This is a genomic window from Pseudomonas sp. BT-42-2, from assembly GCF_025847435.2.
Lineage (GTDB): Bacteria > Pseudomonadota > Gammaproteobacteria > Pseudomonadales > Pseudomonadaceae > Aquipseudomonas > Aquipseudomonas urmiensis.
In genome coordinates, this window is record NZ_JAOYTM010000008.1 from 182,849 (window position 1) to 209,624 (window position 26,776).

Genomic DNA, 26,776 nt, shown 5'->3' on the forward strand with positions numbered 1-26,776 from the left:
TTGCCGCGCGATTACAGGATCAGAATACGTTCAACGGATAATCGACGATCAGCCGAATCTCGTCATTGTCCTGCTCGGACGCATAGGCCTGGTTGGCCCGATGGCTGGCATAGCGCAGCAGCACCGAGAGGTCCTTCAGGTTGCCTTCCTGGAACACATACTTCACGTCCAGGTCACGTTCCCAGTGGGTGGCGTGCTTGCCGGCCGGGTTGTAGTAGTCGTAGTAGGTGCGGTTCTGGTCAGCCTTGGTCAGGTCGGCCTCACCGCGCGAATACGACAGCGACGAGCTCAGGCCAGCAATGCCAATACCGGCGAAGTCATAGTCGTACTGCAGCTTCCACGAACGCTCGTTCGGCGCATTGAAGTCCGAGTACATCCGCGAGTTGTCCAGGTACACGCTGTCGCCCAGGTTGATGTAGTCGAACGGCGTGTCGCCATTGACCCGCTGATAGGCGGCCGTGATGCTGTGGTAACCGGCATTGACCGTGAAGTGCAGGCTGAAGGTGTTGTTGTCGATGTCGCCCAGCAGCGCCTGGCCGGTGTCCTGGGTGTGATAGAAGTGCACACCGGGGTTGAGGCTGACCAGGTCATTGACCACGTAGGTGTAGTCGAAGTCGACGTAGTACTGGTTCCAGATGTCCTTCAGCTCGGCGGCATACAGGTTGGTGGTGATGTTCTCGCTGCCGCTCCACGATGCACCCGCCCAGCTCAGGTGATCGCTGTCGCGGTTGTCTTGCAGAGCACCGTAGTAGGTGTCGATACGCCGATGGCCGCTCTGGTTGTACGGCTTGGTGAAGCTCACCTGGCCGCCTTCGAGCAGCAGGCCGTCGACACTGGTGTTGGTCAGGCTGACGCCGCGGAAGGTCTGCGGCAGCATGCGCGTCTCACCGCCGGCAATTACTGGGTTGGTGAGGAACAGGTCACCGGCCTTGAGCTCGGTGTCGAATGCCTTGAGCTTGACCGCCGCCCCTGCGGTGGAAAACGAGTGCGGCGCGGCGCCCAGTTCGTCTTCGTTCTTGAAGTGCGACGGGAGAATGCTGGTGCCAGCATGGCCGCCACCGCCATCGAGTTTCAAGCCCAGCATGGCGTGGGCATCGAGGCCGAAGCCTACAGTGCCGGGGGTGTAACCGGACTCGAAGCGGGCGACGAAGCCCTGGCCCCATTCGCGGTTGTCACGCACGCCGGTATTGAGGTTATTGCGATTGAAGTAGGCGTTGCGAAAGTGCAGGTTCAGCGACGAGCCTTCGATAAAGCCTTCAGCCTTGGCTTGTTCGTCGGCCTGTGCCATGAGTGGCATCGTTGCGGTGAATGCAATGAACAGCGGGGTAAAACGGAACGCGGAAGTCACCGGTAAGAGCTCCTTTGGTCTGACGGTGGGCAGTTTTTATTGTCGCAATTGCAAGTCTTCTTATTGATATACGTAACAGTCAGGCTGAATTATTCGACACATAAAAAAAGCCGCTGATTGGCAGCGGCTTTAAGAGGCTAACATATTGGCGCGCTGGGCGGCCATGCACTAGCCCAGGGAAAAAGGAGCGTTGTGGCAGGATTGATCAGCTATCGGCATTGTCGTCGTTGACGACTTTGGAAGCGGTCTGCTGAGCGTCTTTCGCAGCGTCTTGCTGTTGCGCGGCGTAGCTCTGGCGAGCTTCTTGATGAACGGCGGCAAGTTCTGCGTTTCGGGCGACGAAGGCCGGCGATTCTTCAGCCATGGCCAGGGGCGACAACAACAGGGAAGACAGAACGAATACGCTGGCAACACCCATACTGTTGGACATTTGGAGCAACCTTCTTGCGGGGCAAGTAGTAGTGGAGACAGGGGTAATTTAACCCCCTGAATCACCAGAGAATAAGAGCGCATACCGATAAGAACTGTTGCGCAAAAGGTAAGGATCGTCGGCGGATGTGTTGTCTTGTTCAGCAAAGCCCCGTGATAGAGATCTCGCAGACCCACGGTAGCCAGTCATGACTAGCGCTCAGGTATAGGGTGGATTCCTGGAGGATTGCACAACCTATTATTTCTGCCAGTTGTTACTAGCTGCGCCACCTGGTGCAATCCCCCCTATGCACCGCTTGGAGGGGCACGCCATGACGTACACCCATTACCAATTCTCGAAGTATTTCCAAACCGGCGATGCGCTTACCGTGGACGGCGTCAACGCTGTTTATCAGTTCGCGTATGGTGATGGACTGGAAATCATCACCTCTGAGCGACAAAGGCTCGCCTACTCAAGCATCAGTAAGGTGCCTGAGCTTGACTTGAAAATCGAAGAAGAGGCTGAGCAGATCGAGGCGTTGCTAGAGGCTGGCGCGGTGCGGCTCGCCCCTGAGGAGTGGGGAGACCTTACACCCGCATCTGGGCCGGTGTTGGTCGAGGTTCCAACAGGCGTCGGAAACTATCACTCATTTTATGGTTGCGTGAAGGTACAGAATTTTCCCGGGCAGTATCCGCAATTTGTTTTCTTAGTCGATGACAGCGTTCGAGAGACCTACGATCGGCTAAAAGTTGATCACCCGGTGCTATTGAAAAGTGGTGTGTATAACAACCAGCATCAGCTTTGGGAGTTTGTCGGCAACCTCTACCTGCTGCGCGGTATCGCTGGCGACATCGAACCCTTCGCAGGCCCTTACGGGGTCACAACCGAGTTTGAACCTTTCGCTGTACCTTATCTGATCACCACCCAGCCCGACGGCTACCTCCCCGATATGGAGGACTTCACTCTGGAGCGCGTGGGCAGCGTCGATAATGGCTGGTACAGCACTGTTCCTGTCAAAGCGGGTAGGGCGTTGACTAGCGGGGAGACACTCAGCGCGTTTCTGGTCAATCGGCGTGACGGCGAAATTACTCGGTTCGGCTTCACCGCCCAGGATAATGAATCCAATCCGAGCCAATGGCCGCAAGCGTTCGCCAAGCACATCGCCAACCAAGAAGCGGGGATCACTGCTGGACGGTGGGCTGAGGACAACAGCTTCTCTACTACTGAAGCACCATTGCGCCTTTGGAGCCATGCCCAATACCGGGCATTCAGCAACGCCCCCTTCGCCAGCAACTTGGTACAGGCCTTGGCCTGTAATGACAGCTTTCAATTGGCCGCTGAGCAAACACTTTGCCTGCAAGTCCGAGACCTGAAGACCCAAGCGCTGTTCGAGCAGCATTTCTTCACGCCGAGTAAAAAGCAAGTTGCAGCACAATGGTCCAAACACCTATGCAAGCAGATCATTCGTGATAGCCAACTGCTGCGTGCTGGTGTATTGAATGATGACAGCAATGTAATACCCGCTGACACCGGTAATGCATTCTGGGCTCCGCAATGTGCAGAGTTGAGCGTGACCCTGACCGTAAGCACGTGGTGGGAAGCTCGCAAGGTTGACGGAGCGCTGGATTTGCCTGCGGGAACAACACTGCATGCCTGGGTATACGATGCGTTCTCTCAACGCATGCTCGGCCACCATGAATGGACCCCCACCAGCGATCAAAGAGCCAGTGGCCAATGGCTGGCTGCCTGGGCCACCGCGCTGAACGCTTCGGATGTGTCTGCTTACCTGCGCGCGGGAGCTACCCGTCCAGACTCGGACGGTCTCATCATCACTGATACCAGCGACCTCGGGCTTTGGCATCGAGGCGATGCGTTACGCATCTTTACCTCGCTATCGGATGCAGGCAACCGGATGCCGGGGCCTGCGCTTGAGCTACCGGCAGGCGTTACCAGCGCAGCCAGGGTGCAAGTGACATTGCGTCATGCAATCAACGGTAAGCCGCTGCACAATGCTGTGTTCACACCAGCGCAGGATAAAGAGGGAGCCACGCTCGATAACTATACCTGGCGCGTCGCGTTGGCTCAGTTTGTCAACGACAAGGCCTGGCCCGAGCTTCAAATGGAAGCGGGCAGCACGACAGCAGCTGAAATGCAGCTGTGGATGCCGCGCTTCTCTGAACTGGAGGTCGAACTCGAGTGCCTGAGCGAGGAAGAGTCAGTGACTGATGATGCTGAACAGGCCACTGGCGCGACCCCGATAGTCACCCTCGCTTCAGTCGGCGGTTCATTACAGGTTACTGTCGATTCGCTAGCGGGTGAGCTGGAGTTTCGCATGGCTAAGGCGGCTTTCGACAAGGGCTATCGGGTGGCGGCCTGTGTGCCGACGGCTAAAGGCGAGGATGCGATATGGCCTGAATCGGTAACGGCCAACCGAATTACTTGGAGTGGGCCAATCCGGCAATGCACCTACCAGGTCACCCTGAGTCACCCGGATAGCATCCGCGGCGAGGGTGAAGAGTCAGTTGGTCATATCGGTGCTTTCGACCAAACGCGATTCTGGCACGCTCCCCAAGAGGTCAAATACACACCGTCCCCTGCCTTGGCGCCCTATCAGCCAAGCAGTCACTTGTGTGAAGACTATGGTAGTACCGAACAGTCGGAGCTATTCGACACCCTCGGCCAAACTGAAACCGGTGTGGATCAACGCACGGGCCTTTTCCATGCACACTACCCGGTCGCCACCCTGCAAGGATTGAGCGGTTTGGGGCCGCTATGTGACTTGACCTTGCATTACTCAGCCTTGCGCGGCAATGAAGCCGGCCTGGGTGATGGTTGGGCCTGGCGCTTTTCCAGTTTGGATGTGCGTGAGCGTCGCTTGACCCTAGCCAATGGTGTACGGGTCACCTTTACCGAGCTGGAGTGGGAGCAACTAGGCAAAGGGCAAGCGCTGCAGAAAGAAACGGTTCGAGTTCACTGCACTGCAGATTTCAGCACGTTTACGATCGACATGCCCACGGGTCGCCGGGAAATATTGAGTCAGCCCGCCGATAGTGACGATTTCGAACCCAATGACGAATTCCGTCAGAAGGTTATCGCGGCGCTCGAAGCCATCAAGGAGAAGCATCAGCCTAAGTTCCCTTGGCTACCGGTACACGGAGAGCACTGGACACAATGGGTACTCTGGAGGATTTGGCCGGTTGGCTATTATGGCAGCGCTGTGTTGGATTACACCAAAGCCCGCAATGCTTGGGCGAAGCACGGTAAGACCAAGCATCTTGATGAGCGTATTGCGAAATACAAACGTCCCTTTGTGCAACTGCTGCCTTCACGTATCGAATCTGCGTATGGCGAAGCGCTAGACCTTCGGTGGAAGCGCCTGCAGGGGCAATTCCAACTCATCTGCATTAAAAGTGCAGAAGAGGCGCTGTTCACGGCTGAGTACAGCAGTCCTGATAGTCCTGATGCCGAGGTCAAGATGCAGATCTGGCCCCAAAGTGATGAGGCCTACGAAGTCAAGCTGCAACTTAACCAACACTTGCTGCGCACCCTCACCCGAGAACAAAGCGGCGTGATAGTGCAGCAGGTCGACTGTGGCTATGACGACGACCCGACGTTGGATCGGGTGTTGTGCAGATTGCAGGAGCGCGATGGCTCAGTGGAATACGTGAAATATCGACCGGGTATCCGCCTAGAACAGGATCGGCCTCTGTGGCCACGGGTTGTGCTGCATGCATTAGTCCCGGGTGATGGCCAGGAAAATCAGATAAATACCTTGCGCTATAAAGGCCGACTGCTGAACACCAACCATGCTTTGTACATCGTTGCTGGCGAACGCGGCGCGCATGGGGTCCGAGAGCGTTATCTGCAAGTGTTCGGTAGGGATGCGAACTCGCAACGGCAGGAGCTCATTGTTGGATCGGCATCCGCAGAGCGGCAGTGTATCGAGTTCAAGGCCCAGAACAAGAAGACAACCCAGATTATTCGCTATACGGGATTTGGCGATGATCTGGTCAAAGCGATCGAGCAGATCAAGGTAGCCATTGACAAAGACGGTGAAGCCGTATTGATCACGGGTCCACGCCGGGTTGAACATCAGGCTGCAACCCTTGAGATCCTTTGGAACTATGGGCAAGACAACCACAAGAAATTGATCAGCGCGATCCACACATTGATAAGCGTCACACCAGCTTCGCAGCGCCAGGAGCAGGGCAAGGCGGTGGATATACTGCTGACGGAGAACAACGATAGCGGCCTGATGGTGAAGATGATCATGCAAGGTCAGTACACCTTGTACCGTGCGTACTACCCGCAAAGTGGTGGCGACAACGCCGTTGCAGCACAGGTTGCCAAGCGCCTGGGGTTGTCCGACGTGCCGCGGCTGGGCTGCCCTGAACTGCCTGAATATGCACAGCGGCCTCTGATGGCCGAGTATCAATGTGATGAGTTCGGCAACCCCAAGGATTTGAAGTTATTTGGCTATAGCGTACTGGAGCGCGCCGGCCGGAATATGCTGGAGCCAGCTCAACAGGTAGTTATCGAGGGGGTAGCGGTAGCGGGCGAGTTCAACGGGCAGTTCACTGACGACACCCGCTGGGTCCAAGACGGTGAGGGCGATGTGCTGTGGCATCAGCGGATTAAAAGCGTGTCGGCAATCAACCCTAAGAAAACTCCGAGTGGTGCCAGCAAGGTGAGGGTGTGGACTAGCAAGGACACACAGCTATCTCACCTGGGCACTGAAACCTTCAAGCTGGAAAACATCCAGTGGTTTAACGACAACCCCAATGAACCGTACATCACAGTGCGCACAACCTGTGAAACCCTGGCGGGTACCCAACTAATACGCGAAGAGCAGTGCTCACGGTACAGCCAGCGCTGCCTATGGCGGGTCGAACGAGATACTGAGACGTATTGGGCGTATGACGCCGCCGGGCGCGTGGTCGAACAGACTCAGTATCGGCTCAAGTCTGGACAACAGCGCCATACCGACAAGCAAAAGGCAGATGTGCACATCTGCACCCATTACTCAAGTGATGGCAAGGTGGCGACCCATACACAGGCGAACAAGGAACAGAGCCGCACCTACCTGGATGGCTTTCAGAGGGTGTGGCGCACCGAGAGGCAGCTGGCCGGTACGGCTGCTGCTGTGCCATGGTTCGAGATGTGCTTCGCAGGGCTGAATGATTCGCACGTGCTCGGGCGTTACCAATGGGACTATCTGCCGGGAGGTCAGGCAGTGGTCGAGCGAGCGCAGGTGCAGACGCCGTTGCGGCCTCAACTTTGGGTGAAGGAGCGAGGGGAAGTTGTTAAGGGTGAGTCGAGTGCAGCCGAAACACTGCGAATCGAGGATGAAGAAGACGTTCGCGAAATTTCTTATCAGGGCTTCGGTGCGGCAAACAGCGTGAGCGCTGCACAGTTCTTTAGCCTTTTGCAGCAATTGTATAAGTTCAAAAATACCGCGCTTGCCCAGGATGCTAAAAAAATACTAAACCTCATGGACCAAGGTTTCAAATTGGCGTTGGGGATCTTTGAATGGGGCAGCTACGACCCCTTGAAGTTGATGAAGTTGCTGCAAGGGATGGCCGGGTACAAAGGGGGTGGCTACTGTGAGCATCTGGATGATTACTGGACTGATAGGGTCGAGACCTCCGTTTTCAGCGCTCCAGGAGTAGGGAGTACAACCCGTTATGAAAAACGAGATGTTGAATGCAGTGTTTTAATTAACGGCGAACTTCGCGCGGGGCTGACGCTTCCACAGCTGTCTGTGGATTTTAACAAGATGAAATCCACGCCTGACGAAGACGATGTCAACGTCTTGACCTTTTTCTCACGGCTCACCGGAGTTGTGGAGGGCGAGGCACCTGGTCTTTACGTATCGTCCTCCTCACTTTTCTCAATACCGGAGGCTCACGAGGGTACAACTCGCTTCACTGTTGAGCATGGCCTGGCAGGACAATGTTTCACGCAACGCACTCTCGAATACTTGACTAAAGACGACGGTACTTTCAAACGTACGGAGCTACTGTCGAACGGCGCTGGCCAGCCCCAGCTGGAATTGATTCAGCGCCTTGATGCGAATGGGCATGTGGTTGAAAGCGAGCGTATCGTGGGCGATGAAACGCGTACTTATAGCTTTGAGTACGATGCCCTTGGACGAGTGACTACAGTGACCCGTCCGGACGCAACGCTTATCGAGCGCATTTATCACGGCCTCAGCAACCAGGTCACCCAGCTCAAAGTGGGTGGCAAAGTGGTCGCTACACAGAATGTGTGCAACGGCTCTACTCTAGAGTCGCGCACGGTTGGCAGTCGTACGTACCGCTTTGACGACAATCAAGATCTCATAACCCTGCCCGATAAGACACGCTTACATACACGAGTCCATCCCAGCGGGGTGTTCTGGGGCGCAAACGATAGTACCGTTGCCAGTCTAACCCGTAAAAACAGTGTAACCACTGTTGCGGCAGGCAGTAACGCAGACGACGCTTGGGGTCAAAGCTTCAGCCAAGGAAGCCTGCCCGGTCGCGTGCAGAGCACACAAACTACCCCCCACAGCGTTGTGCGTAGTGTCGAGTGGCAGACCTTGCGCGGCACCACCGTGGCCTGCCTGCGCGCTGACGGCCACTGGCAGCGAGGCTTTACCGATAACGACGGGCGGTTGCTACGCACCTGTCAGGACCATGAAGACGTAGCCTACCGCTACGACGCTTTGGGTCAGCTAGCATCGCGTAAGGTCCACGCGCTCCAGGCTGGGGAGCAGTGGCAGGTGTTCAGCGAGCACAATGGCCTAGGCCAGGAGACCAGGCGTAGTTTCCTGCACAATGGGGCTGCATGCTTTGAGCAGCGTATGACCTGGCAAGGCGACGGTAGGCTGGCAAGCAAAATAAGTTACGAAAATAACCAGCTTCAGCGCTTCGAGCGGTTCTCCTACGATCTGCTCGACCGGCTGCAGCGCTATACCTGTGATACCGACAATGCCCTGCACTGCCCGATAGATGCCGAAGGCAATGTAGTCAAAGAGCAGACGTTCACTTGGGACGCACTGGATAACCTCGTCAGTTGTGTAACCACCTGTTTTGATGGCACCACCAAGCGTCGAGCATTTACCTATGATGCGGGCACCGACCCCACTCAAATGACCTCCGTGCAGCGGGGTAGCGAGGCCGTGGCCCTGTCTTGGAGTGACAATGGCTACCTGCAGAACGACACTCAAGGTCGCAAGTTTGGCTACAACATCTGCGGTCAGATAAACAGGGTCAGCGATGCCAGCGGGGGTCTGCTGTCGAGCTATCAGTACGATGGTTATCAGCGCCTGGCGGCGCAGTTCGTCAAGCAAGACGAAAGCACCCGCGAGCTGCGTTATGACGGTGAGGAGCTGATTGGTGAAGTCTGGTTCGACAACGGGCGCAAGGTTACGCGGCGCACCAGTATCTCCGCAGGCCTTGCGGAGTATGACGGCGAGCAAGTGCGTTGGCTGATCGACGACGTGCAGGTCGGTGTCGCTGGACAGGTCCAGGGAGGCGAATTATCGCTGGCACCCCGGTTACCGTTTGGTGAGGGGGCACTGCTTGCAGAGGTGGTCAGCGGTTACAACGGTATGCGCTGCGATCCGGTAACAGGCCACTACCACGCTGGCAATGGTAAGCGTAGCTACGCCCCGACGCTCTGCCGCTACGCCCAGCCAGATTGGCTGGCCCCCTGCGGGGAGGGCGGGCACAACCCCTACCAGCATTGCCCGGACCCGGTAAACCTGCATGACCCTAGTGGGGCGATCATGCTTAGTCGCTGGGGGCAGGGGCATGAATTGCGCGACCTCGACAAGGATCTACAACAAACCCAGTCGATGGTGGCCGGTACCACCTGGCGTGGGTTGGCCATGTCGTTTGCGTTAACGGTAGTGGGCATCGGGGCCTCTATAGTTTCAGCGGGCACGGCGTCAATGTGGGTGTTTAGACTGTTGACGGCAATAAGTGCGTCTTCCTTCACGATGGAAGTTGTCTCGGAGTTGGTCGTTGAAAGTCATCCAAAGCTGGCAAGAACGCTGGGTATCCTTTCTATGGCTACGGGGGTCTTGTCGATAGCTTGGGGGGGGGTGAAGATGGCGGGTAGTTTACTCAAAGGCACAATCGACCTCCTGGGGAAGACCTCGCGTATCCTAGGCGATGGTGTGAAAGGCCTGGGGCGTTGGCTCAAGCGCATCTTGAGCAGCAGGATCGCTCGCCAGTCGCTGTGGCTGAGCATCAAGCAAAGCGTCCTTAATCTTCCGGCTAACATCAGGTCCACTGCACAAAAATACATATGCAAGGCGAACCTCGACTTTTTCAGCGCTCCTGCTGGACCGCTTAAACCAATGCCTAGCTATGAAAACTCAAGGTGGCTGGGCAAGTTGCGAAGTTTTTGGGATGGGCCGGACCCTCTCAAACTGACCGGGAAACCGGCCCAGTTCTACGCGTGGGCAAACCGTTCGCGCTTCGTGTCCACGATCGCAGAGGTCGAAGTTGGGGTATTGACTGTCAATACCCTGCGAGGAACAGTAGAGTCCTCGATAAGGTTAGTAAATGACGATAACACCTCATCGATAAGCCCGCGTTTTTCTGGCAGGCGTCCTGTTAATAACCCCTACAAGGAGCCCGCGGTCAGTCCTCGCTACGATCTCTGGCAGGTACTTGGGTTGAGTGGCTAACAGGAATGTTGCTGAGGATAAGCCTGGCGGGTCGATGTACTGGGCATTTCAATAGTTTATTCAGCGTGGTGTGATGAGTGACACCTGATAAATTTGCTAGTACCGCGCTTATGGCGGATGCAATAAAATTGTACGGCAGCGCGCCTTTAGGAAAATGCTGTAGGAGTAGCCAAGCGAGTTGCAATGATTCTACTAATGAGGTGAAGTCATGGCAGATTTAAATGGTGAAGTGGTTTCGGTAAATGTGAAAGGTGGGTTTGGATGGTTGAAGTTAAAACCCGATAACGGTGAACCGCACATGTATTTCTTATACGATAATCTTATCGACCTTGAGGTCGGTGCCACAGTGACCTTTACGCGCCAACTGGACCCCGATCCCGATGCTGAGCCCGACGATCCACCTCGATACAAGGCTAGGGTTACAGGACGTATTGCCTAGGGTCTGTACGGAAAGTCTTGAGACGAAGGTCAGGCAAGGCGAAAACAGCCGAGGAAGCGGAGTTTACGGGTTGTAAATGAGCATTCCGAGGCTGTTTCCAACGTAGCATCACTGAGTATCAAGGCTTTTCGTACAGAGCCTAACAGATAGGCTGTGCCGGACTTATACATGAGTGAATGCTCATTATCCGACCGGCCATCATTAAACGCTATTCTGCGTCGAAGGTTTCATCCTTTTATTGGGCACACGATGGTTCCATACGATGCGGTTCACTACCCGGCAGGCGAATACCAAAGGTGTTGGCGCCGCCTTCGCTGCGCACGAAAACACTCCCGCCATGCATCAAGGCGATGGCCTTGACGATTGCCAGGCCCAAGCCATGATTGCCACTGCCGGTATTGGTGCGGGCAGCATCGACCCGGTAGAAGCGTTCGAACAACAGCGCCAGGTGCTCGTCGGCAATGGCGGGGCCCGGGTTGCTCACAGCGATGCTGACATGCTCCGGCCCCGCCTCGATGTGCACTGCGATGATTTGCTGGGGGGCGGTGTGCTGCACGGCATTGTTGAGCAGGTTGATCAGTGCCCGGCGCAGTTGGGCTTTCTCGATCGGCGCCAGCGCATCGCCGCTGACACTGACCTTCACCTGGGCGTCTTCGAGGATGTAGTCCAGGTAGTCGAGGGTGGTGGCGACTTCTTCGGCCAGTGACGCCTGGGTCAGCGAGGTGGCCTTGCTGCCCTGGTCGGCGCTGGCCAAAAACAGCATGTCGTTGATGATGCTGCGCAGCCGTTCGAGCTCTTCAAGGTTCGATTGCAGAACCTCGAAGTAGTGTTCGGCGCTGCGTCCGCGGGTCAGCGCCACCTGGGTCTGGCCGATCAGGTTGGTCAGCGGCGAGCGCAGTTCGTGGGCGACATCGGCGTTAAATGCTTCCAGGCGCGAGTAGGCCAGGCTGACCCGGTCCAGCGCTGCGTTGAAGGCGCCAGCGAACTGCGCCAGCTCAGGTGCCAGATCGTGGGTTTGCAGGCGTCCGTCCAGGCGCGGTGGGGCCAAGGCTTGCGCTTCATTGGACAGCGCCAGTAACGGCCGCAGGCCGATCCGCGCCACCCAGTAGCCGAGCACCGCAGCCAGCAGCACGCCAAGCACGGCCAACCCGACGATGGCCACCAGCAGGCTGTGTTGGGCCTGCCAGAAGGTTTCGGTATCGATGCCGATCATGAAGCGCAGGGCTGGCCGCTCACCCAGGGCCGGCAGTTCGCTGACCAGCACTTTGTACGGATAGGGGCTGTCGGCCAGGCGCAGATCGCGCATGCCCTGCGCGCCTTCGGCGAAGGCGCGGACCTGCTCGGTCGGTTTGCCATACTCGTAGGCCGGATCGCTGCTCACCACCCAGAAGCGAATGCGCCGGTCTTCTTCGCTCAGCAGGTTGAGCTTGTTGTGAATCTTCACCCAATGCTCGCGGGTGCCGAAGCGATTGAGGGTCGACTCCAGCACGCTGAAGCGCGCATCCAGCTCGGCCGCCGGGAGCATGTCCAGGCTGCGGTCGACCTGACGATACAGGGCAGTGCCGATCAGCAGGAACACGCCCATCGCCACCAGCAGAAACAGCGCCGCCAGGCGCAGGGCGATGGAGTTAGCCGGCACGGTTTTCCAGGACATAGCCCATGCCTCGAATGGTATGCAGCAGCTTGTTGTCGAACGGCCCGTCGAGCTTGGCCCGTAGGCGTTTGATGGCCACCTCGACGACATTCGCGTCGCTGTCGAAATTGATGTCCCAGACCAGCTCGGCGATGGCGGTCTTGGAAAGGATTTCGCCCTGGCGGCGGGCCAGCACGCTGAGCAGCGAGAACTCCTTGGCGGTCAGCTCCAGACGTTGCCCGGCGCGGCTGGCCTTGCGACTGATCAGGTCGATCCACAAGTCGCCGACCTGCACCTGCAAGGGCTCATGGTTGCTGCTGCGGCGCGTCAGTGCTTGCAGGCGCGCGACCAGCTCAAGGAACGAAAACGGCTTGCCCAGGTAGTCGTCGGCGCCTTCGCGCAGGCCGTGGATGCGGTCTTCGACGCGCTCGCGGGCGGTCAGCATGATCACCGGCGTCTGCTTGCGTGCACGCAATGCGCGTAGCACGCCGTAGCCATCCAGGCCGGGCAGCATGACGTCGAGGACGATCACCGCGTAGTCGCCTTCCAGGGCCAGGTGCAGGCCGTCGATGCCGTCACGGGCCAGGTCGACGGTAAAGCCCTGTTCGCTCAAGCCGCGATGCAGGTAGTCGGCGGTTTTCTCTTCGTCTTCGATGATCAGTACACGCATGCTCTCTTGTCTCAACTGGCGTTCGGCGCGGCTGCGGTGGCGGCCTGGCGGCGATGGAGCAGACGCTCCAGGGCCAAGTATATGACCGGGGTGGTGAACAGCGTCAGCGCCTGGCTCACCACCAGCCCACCGACTACCGCAATGCCTAGCGGCTGGCGCAGCTCAGCGCCAGTGCCAAAGCCGAACATCAGCGGGACTGCGCCGAGCAAGGCGGCCAGGGTGGTCATGATGATCGGCCGAAAGCGCGTCAAGCACGCTTGATGGATCGCCTGCTCCGGAGTAAGGCCCTGCTTGCGCTGCGCCTCCAGGGCGAAGTCGATCAACAGGATGCCGTTCTTCTTGACGATGCCGATCAGCAGCACCACGCCGATCAAGCCCATGATGCTGAAGTCCTGACCCATCGCCCACAGCAGGATCAACGCCCCCAGGCCGGCCGAGGGCAGGGTGGAGATGATAGTCAGCGGGTGGACGAAGCTCTCGTAGAGCACGCCGAGAATGATGTACACCGCCACCAGCGCAGCGAGGATCAGCCACGGCTGGCTCGACAGCGAACTCTGGAAGGCCTGGGCGGCGCCCTGGAAGTTGCCGGCAATCGAGTCGGGCATGCCCAGTTCGCGCTGGGTCTGGTCGAGGATGCGCACCGCATCGCCCAGGGCTACCCCGGGCGCCAGGTTGAACGACAGGTTGGCGGCCGGGAACAGGCCGTCATGGGCGATCGACAGTGGCCCGGTGCTTGGCGCGGCGACGTGCGCGAGGGCCGACAGTGGCACCATTTGGTTGGTCAGCGGTGAGCGCAGGTAGAAGTAATTGAGGCTCTCGGCCTTGCCACGCTGGCGGGCGTCCAGTTCGAGAATCACTTTGTACTGGTTGGTCTCGGTCTGGAACTCACTGATCTGCCGCTGGCCGAAGGCGTCATACAACGCCTGGTCGACATCGGTGGTGGTCAGGCCGAAGCGCGCTGCGGCCTGGCGGTCGATCTCGATGCGGGTGACGCTGGCGCCCAACTGCAGATCGTTGGACAGGTCGCGAAACGCCGGGATCTCGCGCAGGCGCTCGGTCAAGCGCTGGGTCCAGAGGTTCAGGGCGACGCCGTCATTGCTCTTGAGCACGTACTGGTACTGGGTGCGCGAGGGCCCGGAGCTGAGGTTGATATCCTGCCCGGCACGCATGTACAGCACCACCCCGGGGACTTTCGCCAGTTGCGGGCGCAGCCGGTCGATCAGCTCGCTGGCCGACACATCGCGCTCGCCGCGGGGCTTGAGGGCGATCCAAAAGCGGCCATTGGCGATGGTCTGGTTGTTGCCGGTGACCCCCACCGCGTGGGAGAAGGCGCGCACCGCAGGGTCAGCCTCGATGATCCTGGCCAGCGCCTGATGCTTTTCGATCATCGCCGGATAAGAGACGTCGGCCGCTGCCTCGCTGGTGCCGAGGATGAAACCGGTGTCTTGCAGCGGGAAGAAGCCTTTGGGGATGGCCACGTAGCCGACCACCGCCAGCGCCAGGGTCAGGCCGAACACGCCGAGGGTCAGGCGTTGATGGGCGAGGGCGCGGTTCAGGCCTTTTTCGTACCAGCGCACCAGGCGCTCGCCGAAGCCGTCGTGATGCTCCTTGGGTGGCCGGCGCATGAACAGCGCGCACAGGGTCGGCGCCAGGGTCAGCGATACCACCACCGAAATCAGGATGGTCGAGGTCGCGGTGAGGGCGAACTCCTTGAACAGCCGTCCAACCACGCCGCCCATGAACAACAGAGGGATGAATGCGGCGATCAGCGAGAAGCTGATCGATATCACGGTAAAGCCGATCTCGCCGGCGCCTTTTATTGCCGCGGTGCGGCTGTCGTCGCCAGCCTCCAGGTGGCGGTGGATGTTCTCTACCACCACGATCGCATCGTCGACCACGAAGCCTACCGAGATGACGATGGCCACCAGGGTCAGGTTGTTCAAGCTGAAACCAAAGATATACATCAGCGCGCAGCTGGTGATCAGCGACACGCCAAGCACACTCGACACCACCAAGGTCGCCGACCACTGGCGCAGGAACAACGCCATCACGCCGATCACCAGGATCACCGCGATCATCAAGGTCAGCTCCACCTCATGCAGCGAGGCGCGGATGGTCTGGGTGCGGTCTTGCAGCACCGACACCTCGACCGAGGCCGGGAGCATTTCCTGCAGACGGGGTAGCGCCTCCAGCACCCGGTCGACGGTATCGACGATGTTCGCCCCAGGCTGGCGGAACACCACCAGGTTCAGCCCAGGCTGATCGCCAGACCAGGATTTGACGTAGGCGTTTTCCGCGCCCTGGATCACCTTGGCCACATCCGACAGGTGTACCGGTGCGCCGTCGCGGTAGGAGACGATCAGCTTTGCGTAGTCCTCGGGATGGAACAGCTGGTCGTTGGCGGCCAGGGTCGACACGCTGTGCTCGCCGTACAGCGCGCCCTTGGCCAGGTTCAGGCTGGTCTGCTGGATAGCCAGGCGCAGGTCGGCCAGGGTCAGGCCGATGGCGGCGAGTTTCTCCGGCTGGGCCTGGACGCGGATCGCCGGGCGCAGTTGGCCGGTAATGTTGATCAGGCCGACCCCGTCGATCTGGCTCAACTGTCGCGCCAGCAAGGTCTCGGTGTAGTCGCTCAGCTCGTTGCCGGGCATCTGCGCGGAGCTGACGGTGAGTACCAGCACGGGGCTGTCGGCCGGGTTGACCTTGCGCCAGGTCGGCGGGTTGGGCAGGTCCTGGGGCAGGCGTGCGGTGGCGGTGTTGATCGCCGCCTGAACTTCCTGGGCGGCGGTGTCGATGTTCTTGTCGAGGGTGAATTGCAGGATCAGGTTGGTCGAGCCCAGCGCGCTGCTGCTGGTCATCTGGGTCATGCCGGGGATGGCGCTGAACTGGACTTCCAGTGGCGTGGCCACCGACGAGGCCATGGTTTCCGGGCTGGCGCCGGGCAGCTGCGCGGTAACCTGGATGGTCGGGAAATCTGCCTCTGGCAAGGGCGCCACGGGCAAGCGTGGGAAAGCGATGGCGCCAAGCAGGACCAGGGCGAAGGTCAGCAGCAGGGTGGCGACTGGGTGGTCGATGCACCAGGCGCTAAGACCGTTGCGGGTAGTCATGGCTGCGCCCTGCGATCGGCCATCTCAGTGCTGTTGGGCGCGTCGCTCAGCACTTCGACGTGAGCCCCCGGCTTGAGCCGCGACTGACCATCGAGTACCAGCCGATCACCGGCTTTGACCCCGGCAATGATGTTCAGCGTGCTGTCCTGGAACAGCACCTTGACCGGCACACTGGTGACCTTGTCGCCGTCCAGGCGGTAGACGAAATGGCCGTCGACGCCGCGCTGGACCACCGGTGGCGGCACCACCAGCGCGCTTTCGTCGACCGCGGTGCGCAGCTTTATCGTCACCAGTTGGCCGGGCCAGAGCAGCCCATCCTGGTTGTCGAATTCGGCCTTGACCCGCAGCGTGCCGGTGGTGGCCGAGATCTGGTTGTCGATCAGGGCCAGATGCCCCTCAGCGAGCAGTTTGCTTTCGCCGTCGGCATCCAGGTAGGCCTGGACCACGGCCGGGGTTGGCGCCTTGAGCAGGCTTTGCAGGGTCGGCAGCATCTGCTGGGGCAGGGCGAACTCGATGCCGATCGGGTCGATCTGGGTCACGCTGAACAGGCTCTGGGTATCGCTGGTGCGCACCAGGTTGCCGGGGTCGACATTGCGTATGCCAACTCGCCCGGTTACCGGGGAGCGGATCTGCGTATAAGAAAGCTGCACCTGGGCATTGGCGATGGCCGCCTGGTTGCCCTTGCCGGTGGCTTGCAACTGATTGACCAGCGCCTGTTGCTGGTCGAGGGTCTGTTTGGAGACGCCATCGTCGCTGCTGAGCAGCTTGTAGCGCTTAAGATCGACCCCGGCCACTTGCAGCTGCGCCTGGCTCTGGCCGAGCTGGGCGCGCGCCTGGTCGAGGCTGGCGCGGATGGCCCGATCGTCGAGGGTGGCGAGCAGGTCCCCCTGTTTGACCCACTGGCCTTCCTTGACCAGTACCTGGGTCAGCACGCCTTCGACCTGTGGCCGAATCTCGACACTGTGCAATGACAACACCGAGCCAATGGCGCTGGCATAGCGCGGCACATCTTGCTGGGCGACGCTGACCACCCGCACTGGAATCGCCGTTTGCGCACGGACGGCCGGCGCCGATTGGCGTTGGCTCAGCCAGCCGCCTGCGCCAATCAGGGCAATGAGCGCCAAGGCGGCAAGAAACACAGAGCGGGACGGACGTCGCATCGGGTCGGGCACCGTAGCCGGGGGGGTGAGAAAACTAATGTCTGTACTCAAGCTTATAGCGCTGGGATCGGGTCGCCAGCGTGACGCCAAGCTGACGGCGCTGACAGTTTCGGCAGGTTAGTGGCGAAATGCCAATATGCTGCCCCAGATCAATGTTTCTCTGCTAGTTGGCCATAGAGTCGAACGCCCTGCCGATCTTCCCGACAAGAACGAGAGCCGCCGATGAAGTGCAATGTGCCTGTTACCGGTCGCCAAGTGGAGTTCCCCGGCGATGCCAACATCCTGTCCACCACCGACCTGGACAGCCTTATCACCTATGCCAATGACGATTTCGTGCGCATCAGTGGCTTTGCCCGCGACGAATTGCTCGGCCAAGCGCATCACCTGGTGCGCCACCCCGACATGCCGCCGCAGGCGTTCGAGCAGATGTGGCGGGCGCTGAAGGCCGGCAGTTCATGGATGGGATTGGTCAAGAACCGCTGCAAGAATGGCGATCACTATTGGGTCAGCGCCTTCGTTTCGCCGATCAGTAGCGGCGGTAATACCGTCGAGTATCAGTCGGTGCGCACCCGGCCGACTGCAGAGCAGGTCGCCGCCGCCGAGCACTGTTATGCACGCTTGCGCGCGGGGCGGCGAGATTGGCGCGAGCGCTTGCCGGTGGTGGGCTTGGGCCTGCGCGCATGCGTGGCGGTGGCGGCCGCCTTGGTGGTGGTGCTCGGCGCTGGGCATTGGTGGCTGGGCACGCCTTGGCAGGCTGCACTGCTGGAGTTGCTGTTGGCCGCTGGCCTGAGCAGTCTGGCGATTGTGCTGGTGTTGCGCCCGTTCGAGCGCTTGCGCCGCCAGGCGCTGAGCATTGCCGACAATCCGCTGAGCCAGCAGCTGTATACCGGACGGCGCGACGGCATCGGCCAGATCGAGTTCGCCATGCGTATGCTCAAGGCGCAGCTGGGCGCGGTAGTTGGGCGTATCGGCGATACCTCGGCGCGTCTGGCTGGCCATTCCGGGGCCTTGGTCAATGCCCTGCAGGCCAGTCACGCCAACAGCCTGGATCAGCAGAACGAAGCCGATCAAGTCGCCACCGCGATCCACCAGATGAGCGCCAGCGTCGCCCAGGTTGCCAGTAGCGCCCAGTTGGCCTCGATGGCCGCTGACCAGGCTGAGGACGAGACCCAGGCCGGCCACCAGTTGGTCGACCGCAATCGCTGCGCGATCCAGGATCTGGCAGGCTCGTTGGTAGAGGCCAGTGAAGTGGTGCAGCAGTTGGAGGGCCACAGCAGCGAGATTTCCGGAGTGCTGGATGTCATTCGCGGGATTGCCGAGCAGACCAACCTGCTGGCCTTGAACGCTGCGATCGAAGCGGCGCGCGCCGGCGATCAGGGGCGCGGCTTTGCCGTGGTTGCCGACGAGGTTCGTGGCTTGGCCCAGCGCACGGCGCAGTCGACCCATGAAATCCAACGCATGATTGGCGCCCTGCAGGAAGGCGCGCGTGCTGCCGTGCAGGTGATGCAGCAGAGCAGCGCCCACGCAGGACACAGCGTGAGCCAGGCGCAGTTGGCCAGCGGCGCGCTGGATAGCATCAGCGTGCGGGTCAACCAGATCAACGAGATGAGCTTGCAGATTGCGGCGGCGGTAGAGCAGCAGAGTCAGGTCAGCGAGAGCATCAACCGCAACATCGTCAGCATTCGCCAGGCCAGTGAGGCGACCGTCGATGTGGGCCAGCGCAGTCATACCCGGGCCAGTGATGTGGCGGATTTGGCGCAGGATCTGCGGCGCTTGGCCGATGAGTTCTGGCGGCGCTGTCAGTGATCCTGGCTGTGCCCGTGCCGGCCTCATCGCGGGGCAAGCCCGCTCCCACGCATGTTGTTGAATCCAGGAGCAACTGCGTGGGAGCGGGCTTGCCCCGCGATGAGGCCGGCGCTGCCTCAGAAACCTATGAAGGCGTAATAGACAGGCGGCTCGGCGGTGATTTGCAGGCCGTGACTCACAAGGGTACTGGCGAGCTCTGAGTCCGCTACATGCACAGTCCAAGGCGCACGATCATCGCTGATGACCTGCTCCAGCGCATTAGCGAAAGCCGCCATTTCCGGCAAATAGGCGGTAAAGCCATTGCCCTTCAGCGCGCTGGTGGTCATGCCCAGCGCCTGACAAATCGCCACCTTGGCCGCGATATCGTCCCTATCCGCCTGGCGCGACGCGGTAATCAGCGCGACCAGCTGCGGATCAGCCAGTACCTGGCCATGGATCAATTCCGGCCCCTGCTCCCAGGCTTCGGGCGGGCAGTCCTTGTTTTCCGGGCGCAGTGGCAGGTGCGGGTTGATCTCTGCCGGGTAGATGCGACAAACCAGAGGCCGCGTCTCATAAATAGTGCACAGGTCCTGCGCATCGAGATTGCGACAGCGCCCGGGATTGAATGCAGCGAAAGTCACTGACACGCGCATTTGCCCAGTGCCGCAACTGACCGGGTGCGAACGCCCCAGCACGTGCTCGCGCTGCTCGGCCGGCATGCCCGGGCCATCGGTGACGAAACCCTCGATCAATACCACTACTTGGCCACCAGCCGCCGCCCATTGGCGCGACTCGGCCAAGGTCAACGGAACATGATGGCCGGTGCAGCACTTGCCGCAACCGGTGCAGGAAAAACGAATGCTGTCGTTCACTTGGCGCCTGGGTTCCACTCGCTGACGAACGCCTTCTTGTGCTGACGATCGTACAGGCACAGCTCAGTGCCAGTGCGTTGCTGCATGTGCTTTTGCGGATAGACGCCTTCGATCAGCAGGGCGCTGAAACCGACCTGGTCGTCGAACTCGGCTGGCTTGCCGCGGGCGTGGGCGTCCTTGAGTTGGCTGGCGGACAGGCAGTCCTTGAGCATCTGTTGGCGATACTCGTTCCAGGCCTGGCTGCTGGAGGCCTGGGCGACACCTGTGGAAAGGGCGCAGGCGATCAGGAGAAAGCTGAAATACTTCATACGCGATACCGGCATAAAACATCCGAGGGGCGCGAATTATGCCCCAGTCTCCCCAGGCATCAAGCCTGGGAGTTTGTCGCTGAATATATCAGGGTGGCCCAGCTTGCCTACTGGCATAACTGTCAGTGCTCAGCGAACACCACGGTGCGTGCGGCGGTCACCAGGCAGTCGGTCAGGTCCGGCGAGGAGAACTTGGTGAGGATCGCATTGGCGCCGGCGGTCTTGGCCTTTTCGCTGCTCATGGCGCTGTCCAGCGAGGTGTGCAGCAATATATAGAGGTGCTGGAAGTCCGGCGTCTCGCGCAGGGTGCGGGTAAAGGCGTAGCCGTCCATCTCCGACATCTCGATGTCGGAAACGATGATGTTGATCTCGCGTTCGGTGCCTTGCAGCTCCAACAGCACATTGATCGCGTCCTTGGCACTGCGCGCGGTGTGGCACTCGATCCCCAGGTTGCGCAGGGTGTGCACCGATTGCTGCAGGGCTACTTGGCTGTCGTCGACGACCAGGATATTGGCGGCGGCCAACAGGCTGGCATCTTCCTCGCTCAGCTCGCCGGGATGCGGCTCGGGCTGAGGGGGGGCGATGGCATGGATGACCTTTTCAATGTCCAGCACCTGTACCAGGGTGTTATCGACCCGGGTCACGCCGGTGATGAACGAGCGGTTGCCCGAGCCGTAGGGCGGCGGTTTGATGTCGGTGCTCAGGCAATGCACGATGCGGCTCACCGCCTGCACGTGCAGGCCCTGGCGCGAGCGGCTGATCTCGGTGACGATCAGGCAACCGCCGTCCGGGTCGGCCAGCGGTCGCTCGCCGATGGCGCGCGACAGGTCGATCACCGACAACGAATTGCCGCGCAGGGTCGCCACGCCTTTTACGTGAGGGTGGGATTCCGGCAGCTTGGTCAGCGGCGGGCAGGTGATGATTTCGCTGACCTTGAGCAGGTTGATAGCCATCAGCTTGCCGCTGCGCAGGGTGAACAGCAGCAGGGACAACGAGTCCGCGCGGGCATTTTGCGTGGCCATGGGCAACCTTTGGGTGTGTCAGGAAAAGAGAGGATGCCGGGTTATCGGCCTGTGCTGGCTTGGCTTTAGGGGTTTTTCGGTCCGCTGCGATGGGCTGCAAAGCAGGCCCACCCCAATTCAGCGCAGCCCCAAGCGCTTGGCCACCCGGCTCAAATTGGCCCGATCCAGCCCCAACTCACGTGCCGCTGCCGCCCAGTTACCGTCGTGGCGCGCCAGGCACGCTTCGATCACTTGCCGCTGATAATCATCCAGCGCTTCCCGCAGGCCACCCTCGGGCAGGCTGGCCAAGACTTGCGCGCTTTCAACCGGCGCGGCATTGGTGGGCAGCACACTACGCAGATCCAGGTCCGCAGCCTCCAAGGTAAGAATCCGTGGCCGCTGCGGGTGCTGCCCGAGGGCCTTGAGTGCCGAGCGGCCGATCAGGTGCTCCAATTCACGCACATTGCCCGGCCAGTCATACGCCAGCAGCGCCGCCTGGGCTTCATGGCTCAGACGCAAACTATTCAGGCCCAGGCGCGAACGGTTCTGCTCCAGGAAGTACCCCGCAATCAGCAGCACATCACGGCCGCGCTCGCGCAGCGGTGGAACCTGCAACGGATACACGCTGAGCCGGTGATAGAAATCGGCGCGATAGCGGCCGTTGCGCACCTCATCGGCCAGGTCGCGGTTAGTCGCGGCGATCACCCTTACATCGACCTGGTGCTCACGATCCGAACCCAAGCGCTGTAGCTGGCCACTTTGCAACACGCGTAGCAGCTTGGCCTGTACCGTCAGCGACAACTCGCCCACCTCATCGAGAAACAACGTGCCGCCATTGGCCAGTTCGAACTTGCCACGTCGTTCGCCATGGGCACCGGTGAACGCCCCGCGGACATGGCCAAACAGCTCGCTTTCGACCAGGGTGTCGGGCAGGGCCGCGCAGTTGAGGCTGATCAGTGGCTTGTCGGCGCGGCTGCTGGCCTGGTGCAGGGCCTGGGCCACCAGCTCCTTGCCGACGCCGGTCTCTCCGGTAATCAACACGGTCAGGTCACTGCCGCCTACCAGGCGGATTTCTTCTACCAAGCGTTTGTGCGCCTTGCTCTGGCCAATCAACTCCTTGTCCTGGCCGCTGGCCTGGCGGTAGACCTCGGCGCGTTGCTGTTCGTCTTCCACGCGCAGAGCCAGATGCTCGATGCGCTCGGCCACGGTGACCGTGGCCGCTGCCAGGCTGGCGAATGCTTGCAGGGCATCCAGCTCCAGGCTCTGGAACTGACCGGGGGTCAAGGCATCCAGGGTCAGCAGGCCCCAGGGCTGTTCATCGACCATCAGCGGGCAGCCCATGCAATCGTGCACTTCCAGGTCGGCGTCGGGTGCATTGACCAAGCCGTCATAGGGATCGGGCAGTTGGCTGTCGCTGGCAAAGCGCGTTGGCCCGCTGCGGCTGAGCAGGATCTTGAAGCGCGGGTGCTCACTGACCCGAAAGCGCCTGCCCAGGGTGTCAGGGGCGAGACCGTCGACGGCCAACGGCACCAACCACTCGCCATCCAGGCGCAGCAAGGCGGCGGCGTCGCACGGCAGCAAATCGCGCATGGCCTGCAACAGGCGGCGATAGCGCTCTTGATCGGGCAGATCGCGCGATAGGTCGCTGACTAGTGGGAGGAGGGCGGTGAGCAAAGGCTTAGCGGTCATAAAGACTCCTGTTGGTCGTTATGACTATACGCTTGTGGTTGTCGTTTTGACACTGTGTCCCGCGAAGCCCCGAATACACTGGGTTTGAAAGTTGGCACGATTGCTGAACTAGCCAAGGCATCCATTCGAAGCCACAGGCTCAGGAGTTGTCGCAATGCTCAATGCCGAACAACGTGCAATCATCAAAGCCACTGTCCCTCTGCTGGAAAGCGGTGGTGAGGCGCTGACCACCCACTTCTATAAAATGATGCTCAGCGAGTACCCCGAGGTACGCCCGCTGTTCAACCAGGCCCACCAGGCCAGCGGCGACCAGCCGCGCGCCCTGGCCAACGGTGTATTGATGTACGCCCGCCACATCGATCAGCTCGAGCAGCTTGGCGGGCTGGTCGGGCAGATCATCAACAAGCACGTGGCGCTGCAGATTCTGCCCGAGCACTACCCGATCGTGGGGCGCTGCCTGCTGCGCGCCATTGAAGAAGTGCTTGGCAAAGAGATCGCCACCCCTGAGGTGATCGATGCCTGGGCCGCGGCCTATGGTCAGTTGGCCGATATCCTGATCGGCGCCGAGGAAAACCTCTACAAACAGAAGGAGGAAGCCGCAGGCGGCTGGCGCGGCACGCGCGAGTTCCGCCTGGTGCGCCGCGAGCAAGAGAGCAGTGAGATCGTCTCCTTCTATTTCGCCCCGGTCGATGGCAAGCCGGTGCTCAAGGCCGAACCGGGTCAGTACATCGGTCTGCAACTGTTTATCGACGGTGCCGAGCAGCGTCGCAACTATTCCCTCTCGGCTTTGTGCGATGGCGAGCAATACCGCATCAGCGTCAAGCGTGAGGCCGGTGGCAAGGTGTCCAACTACCTGCATGACGGGTTCATGGTAGGCGATACCATCGCCCTGTTCCCGCCTGCAGGCGACTTCACCCTGGCGCAGAGCGACAAGCCGCTGGTGTTGATCAGCGGTGGGGTGGGCATCACCCCGACCTTGGCGATGCTGCAAGCGGCGCTTGCTACCGAGCGTCCGGTGCACTTCATCCACTGTGCGCGTAATGGCGCGGTGCATGCCTTCCGTGACTGGATCGACGGCCTGGCTGCGCGCCATCCGCAGCTCAAGCGTTTCTATTGCCATGCCGAGGAGGGCGGTGATGCCGATGCGGTGGGCTTGTTGAACGAGGAACTGTTGGCGCAGTGGCTGCCGCAGGAACGCGACGTCGATGCCTACTTCCTGGGGCCCAAGGCCTTCATGGCGGCGATCAAGCGTCAGCTCAAAGGGCTAGGTGTGCCAGAGGCGCAGAGCCGCTACGAGTTCTTTGGGCCGGCGGCTGCGCTGGAGTAATCCTCCAGGCTGATGCGCCACCATCGCCTGGCAAGCCCGCTCCCACGCGATAGCGTAGGAGCGGGCTTGCCCGGCGATGGCTGCTGCAGATGTTTCATCCTTAATCGCGCTTTAATCACTGTATCCTTCACTCGCGGGTGTCGAGGGGCTAGCGCCTGTCCGGCATCCGCGCCGCCATTTGTGCATGGCCGACGTTGAACTGACGTCGATCCGTCTGGTCCTAGAGCTCTGCGGATAGTGCCGTCACGCCACTCCTTCGACATTCAAGGTCATGTTCAGCGTGTAGACTGGCGCCCAGGTCGGCCTCAGCGCTGCCACTCTCCATCGAAGGAATCGGCAATGAACGAACAAACATCGCGCCTCAATCGTGAACGGCGCTTCCTGGTGCTGCTGGGGGTGATCTGTCTCGCCTTGATCGGCGGGGCGCTCTACATGCAGATCGTGCTCGGCGAGGCGCCATGCCCGTTGTGCATCCTGCAGCGCTACGCCTTGCTACTGATCGCGGTGTTCGCGTTCATCGCAGCGGCCATGCCGGGCAAGCGCAGCCTGACGCTGTTCGAAGGCTTGGTCATGCTCAGCGCCATCGGCGGAATCGTTGCGGCTGGCCGCCATGTGTATATACTCGCCAACCCTGCGGTCAGTTGCGGCATCGATACCCTGCAACCGATCGTCGACGACTTGCCCCTGGCCAAGGTCTGGCCACTGGCGTTCCAGGTCGAGGGTTTCTGCAGCACCCCGTATCCGCCGATCCTGGGTCTGTCGCTGGCGCAATGGGCGCTGGTTGCGTTCATCCTGACCGCCATCCTGGTGCCGCTAGGCATCTATCGCAACCGCCGCGGGGCTTAGACCAAAGTCCCGAATTCGCGCAAGTCTGTTGCACCGCGAGAGAATCACCTGATCTCGCCTCCCAGTTGATCCAGATCAAACACAAAGCCTTGCAGAATGCGGGTTTCAGGCCTACTGGGAGGGGTGCGACAAACTGTCGCGAAGTTGATTTTTTGAGCAGGATTGTTACGCATTCTGTAAAAGACTGTTGCTCAATAAGTCATAGTAAAGGGGGGGCGACCTATCTACAATCGCCCCCAATTTCCGTTCGGCACTGCTTGCAAGTCGCAGGATTGAAGGAAGCCACGGCTCCTTTTTGCTGACTTCGTCAAGTTTCGCCCAACGGCGATACCGGGCGGACACCCCTCCGCGTTTTCCCGCACCAAATGGACTTGGTCTGAAGTACAGGCCGTTTGCCTACGAAACCACAAGCACCGTAAAGCCCGCTCAACGCCAGGTCCTGCAGTCGGACCCCAGGCAGGAGCGAATTCGAGCCCAAATTGCTAACGCTTGGCAGGACGAAGTGTTGGCGAACAAAACACTATTGCATTGAAGCAAGCTGATCTAGAGGTCGTGAGATGAGTAAAAAGCGTTACCCCAGACTGTTTGGCATATTGCCCTTTTTAGGCATGCTTTTACTCAGTGGGTGCAACTGGACCCTGCTCGACCCGAAGGGCCAGGTCGGCATTGAGCAAAAGAACCTTATCCTGATCGCTACCGGCTTGATGCTGCTGGTGGTCGTGCCGGTCATCATCATGACCCTGGCGTTCGCCTGGAAGTACCGTGCTTCCAACAAGGCAGCCACCTACACCCCCGACTGGTCGCACTCGACCAAGATCGAGCTGGCGATCTGGATCATCCCGGTGATCATCATCTGCGCCCTGGGCTACTTCACCTACCTGTCCACCCACAAGCTGGACCCGTACCGTCCACTGGATTCCGATGTGAAGCCGGTGCAGATCGACGTGGTCGCGCTGGACTGGAAATGGCTGTTCATCTACCCGGAGCAGGGCATTGCCACGGTCAACAAGATCGTCTTCCCAGCTAACACCCCGGTCAACTTCCGCGTCACCTCCGACGCTGTGATGAACTCCTTCTTCATCCCAGGCCTGGGCGGTCAGATCTACGCCATGGCCGGCATGACCACCAAACTGCACCTGATCGCTAACGAGAACGGTGAGTTCGACGGTATCAGCGCCAACTACAGCGGCGCCGGTTTCACCGGTATGAAGTTCAAGGCCACTGCAACCTCCCAAGCTGACTTCGAGAAGTGGGTCGCTGAAGTCAAGCAGTCGCCGAAGAAGCTGGACAAGGCCGAATACGAAGCCTTGGCCAAACCAAGCGAATACAACCCAGTCGCGCTGTACAGCGAGGCTTCGGCTGACCAGTTCCAGATCATCGTCGACAAGTACGAAGGTATGAACCGCGGTCGTCCGAGCCACGAAGAAGAAGGCAGCAAGGATCTGGCCACAACCCAGGGTGTGGAGTCGAGTAAGCAACCAGCTGCCGGGGCAGAGGAGTAAGAG

The 26,776-nt window shown here is 60.1% G+C and carries 16 protein-coding genes and 1 pseudogene; 7 read left to right on the forward strand and 10 right to left on the reverse strand.

Annotated elements, in window-relative coordinates:
- Positions 1-19 precede the first annotated feature (19 nt).
- Together OIU19_RS09315 and OIU19_RS09320 are read right to left on the reverse strand one after the other, a co-directional pair.
- Entirely contained in the window at positions 20-1,348 is a 1,329-nt protein-coding gene (locus OIU19_RS09315; RefSeq protein ID WP_264234774.1) for an OprD family porin, read from the reverse strand.
- Between the two features lie 205 nt (positions 1,349-1,553).
- Positions 1,554-1,778, reverse strand: a complete 225-nt coding sequence (locus OIU19_RS09320) for a hypothetical protein (protein WP_264234775.1) — start codon at positions 1,776-1,778, stop codon at positions 1,554-1,556.
- Between the two features lie 310 nt (positions 1,779-2,088).
- Between OIU19_RS09320 and OIU19_RS09325 the strand changes: the two genes are divergently transcribed.
- Both OIU19_RS09325 and OIU19_RS09330 read left to right on the forward strand, forming a co-directional pair.
- Positions 2,089-10,437 carry an RHS repeat-associated core domain-containing protein gene (locus tag OIU19_RS09325; protein WP_264234776.1) on the forward strand — a complete coding sequence of 2,783 codons (8,349 nt, stop codon included), beginning with the start codon at positions 2,089-2,091 and terminating at the stop codon, positions 10,435-10,437.
- A 208-nt stretch (positions 10,438-10,645) separates the two neighbouring features.
- Positions 10,646-10,876: a hypothetical protein gene (locus OIU19_RS09330; protein WP_264234777.1), complete on the forward strand. Its 231-nt coding sequence runs from the start codon at positions 10,646-10,648 to the stop codon at positions 10,874-10,876.
- A gap of 235 nt (positions 10,877-11,111) precedes the next feature.
- Here OIU19_RS09330 and OIU19_RS09335 read toward each other — a convergent pair whose 3' ends face one another.
- The 4 genes from OIU19_RS09335 to OIU19_RS09350 are packed head-to-tail and all read right to left on the reverse strand — an operon-like array spanning position 11,112 to position 17,443.
- Entirely contained in the window at positions 11,112-12,530 is a 1,419-nt protein-coding gene (locus OIU19_RS09335) for a heavy metal sensor histidine kinase (RefSeq protein WP_264234778.1), read from the reverse strand.
- On the reverse strand, positions 12,505-13,179 hold the full coding sequence (locus OIU19_RS09340; RefSeq protein WP_186554133.1) for a heavy metal response regulator transcription factor: 675 nt from the start codon (positions 13,177-13,179) through the stop codon (positions 12,505-12,507). The genes OIU19_RS09335 and OIU19_RS09340 overlap by 26 nt, the downstream gene beginning before the upstream one ends.
- Before the next feature lie 11 nt (positions 13,180-13,190).
- Entirely contained in the window at positions 13,191-16,283 is a 3,093-nt protein-coding gene (locus OIU19_RS09345; protein ID WP_264234779.1) for a multidrug efflux RND transporter permease subunit, read from the reverse strand.
- Entirely contained in the window at positions 16,280-17,443 is a 1,164-nt protein-coding gene (locus OIU19_RS09350) for an efflux RND transporter periplasmic adaptor subunit (protein ID WP_264234780.1), read from the reverse strand. The genes OIU19_RS09345 and OIU19_RS09350 overlap by 4 nt, the downstream gene beginning before the upstream one ends.
- A 222-nt stretch (positions 17,444-17,665) precedes the next feature.
- Between OIU19_RS09350 and OIU19_RS09355 the strand changes: the two are divergent.
- Together OIU19_RS09355 and OIU19_RS09360 are read left to right on the forward strand one after the other, a co-directional pair.
- Positions 17,666-17,947 (forward strand): annotated as a pseudogene (locus tag OIU19_RS09355) (PAS domain-containing protein); the annotation flags it as partial.
- Between the two features lie 180 nt (positions 17,948-18,127).
- Complete coding sequence (locus OIU19_RS09360) at positions 18,128-19,249, forward strand: methyl-accepting chemotaxis protein (RefSeq protein ID WP_372353303.1); 1,122 nt, start codon at positions 18,128-18,130, stop codon at positions 19,247-19,249.
- A 116-nt stretch (positions 19,250-19,365) separates the two neighbouring features.
- Here the strand turns inward: OIU19_RS09360 and OIU19_RS09365 are convergent, their stop codons facing one another.
- From OIU19_RS09365 to norR, 4 genes are all read right to left on the reverse strand, one after another.
- Positions 19,366-20,100: a YkgJ family cysteine cluster protein gene (locus OIU19_RS09365; RefSeq protein WP_264234782.1), complete on the reverse strand. Its 735-nt coding sequence runs from the start codon at positions 20,098-20,100 to the stop codon at positions 19,366-19,368.
- Positions 20,097-20,408 carry a hypothetical protein gene (locus OIU19_RS09370; RefSeq protein ID WP_264234783.1) on the reverse strand — a complete coding sequence of 104 codons (312 nt, stop codon included), beginning with the start codon at positions 20,406-20,408 and terminating at the stop codon, positions 20,097-20,099. The genes OIU19_RS09365 and OIU19_RS09370 overlap by 4 nt, the downstream gene beginning before the upstream one ends.
- A gap of 122 nt (positions 20,409-20,530) precedes the next feature.
- The gene (locus OIU19_RS09375; protein ID WP_264234784.1) at positions 20,531-21,430 is read right to left on the reverse strand and encodes a chemotaxis protein; all 900 of its coding nucleotides are present in this window, start codon (positions 21,428-21,430) and stop codon (positions 20,531-20,533) included.
- A 117-nt stretch (positions 21,431-21,547) separates the two neighbouring features.
- On the reverse strand, positions 21,548-23,098 hold the full coding sequence (norR, locus tag OIU19_RS09380; RefSeq protein WP_264234785.1) for a nitric oxide reductase transcriptional regulator NorR: 1,551 nt from the start codon (positions 23,096-23,098) through the stop codon (positions 21,548-21,550).
- 154 nt (positions 23,099-23,252) lie between these two features.
- On the opposite strand from norR, the gene hmpA reads away from it, so the two are divergent.
- The 3 genes from hmpA to cyoA all read left to right on the forward strand — a co-directional run bounded on the left by hmpA (position 23,253) and on the right by cyoA (position 26,773).
- Positions 23,253-24,425, forward strand: coding sequence for an NO-inducible flavohemoprotein (hmpA, locus tag OIU19_RS09385; protein ID WP_264234786.1), 1,173 nt, complete (start codon positions 23,253-23,255; stop codon positions 24,423-24,425).
- A 339-nt stretch (positions 24,426-24,764) separates the two neighbouring features.
- Entirely contained in the window at positions 24,765-25,271 is a 507-nt protein-coding gene (locus tag OIU19_RS09390) for a disulfide bond formation protein B (protein ID WP_186554124.1), read from the forward strand.
- A 557-nt stretch (positions 25,272-25,828) separates the two neighbouring features.
- On the forward strand, positions 25,829-26,773 hold the full coding sequence (gene cyoA / locus OIU19_RS09395) for a ubiquinol oxidase subunit II (protein WP_186554123.1): 945 nt from the start codon (positions 25,829-25,831) through the stop codon (positions 26,771-26,773).
- The last annotated feature ends 3 nt before the right edge of the window (positions 26,774-26,776 follow it).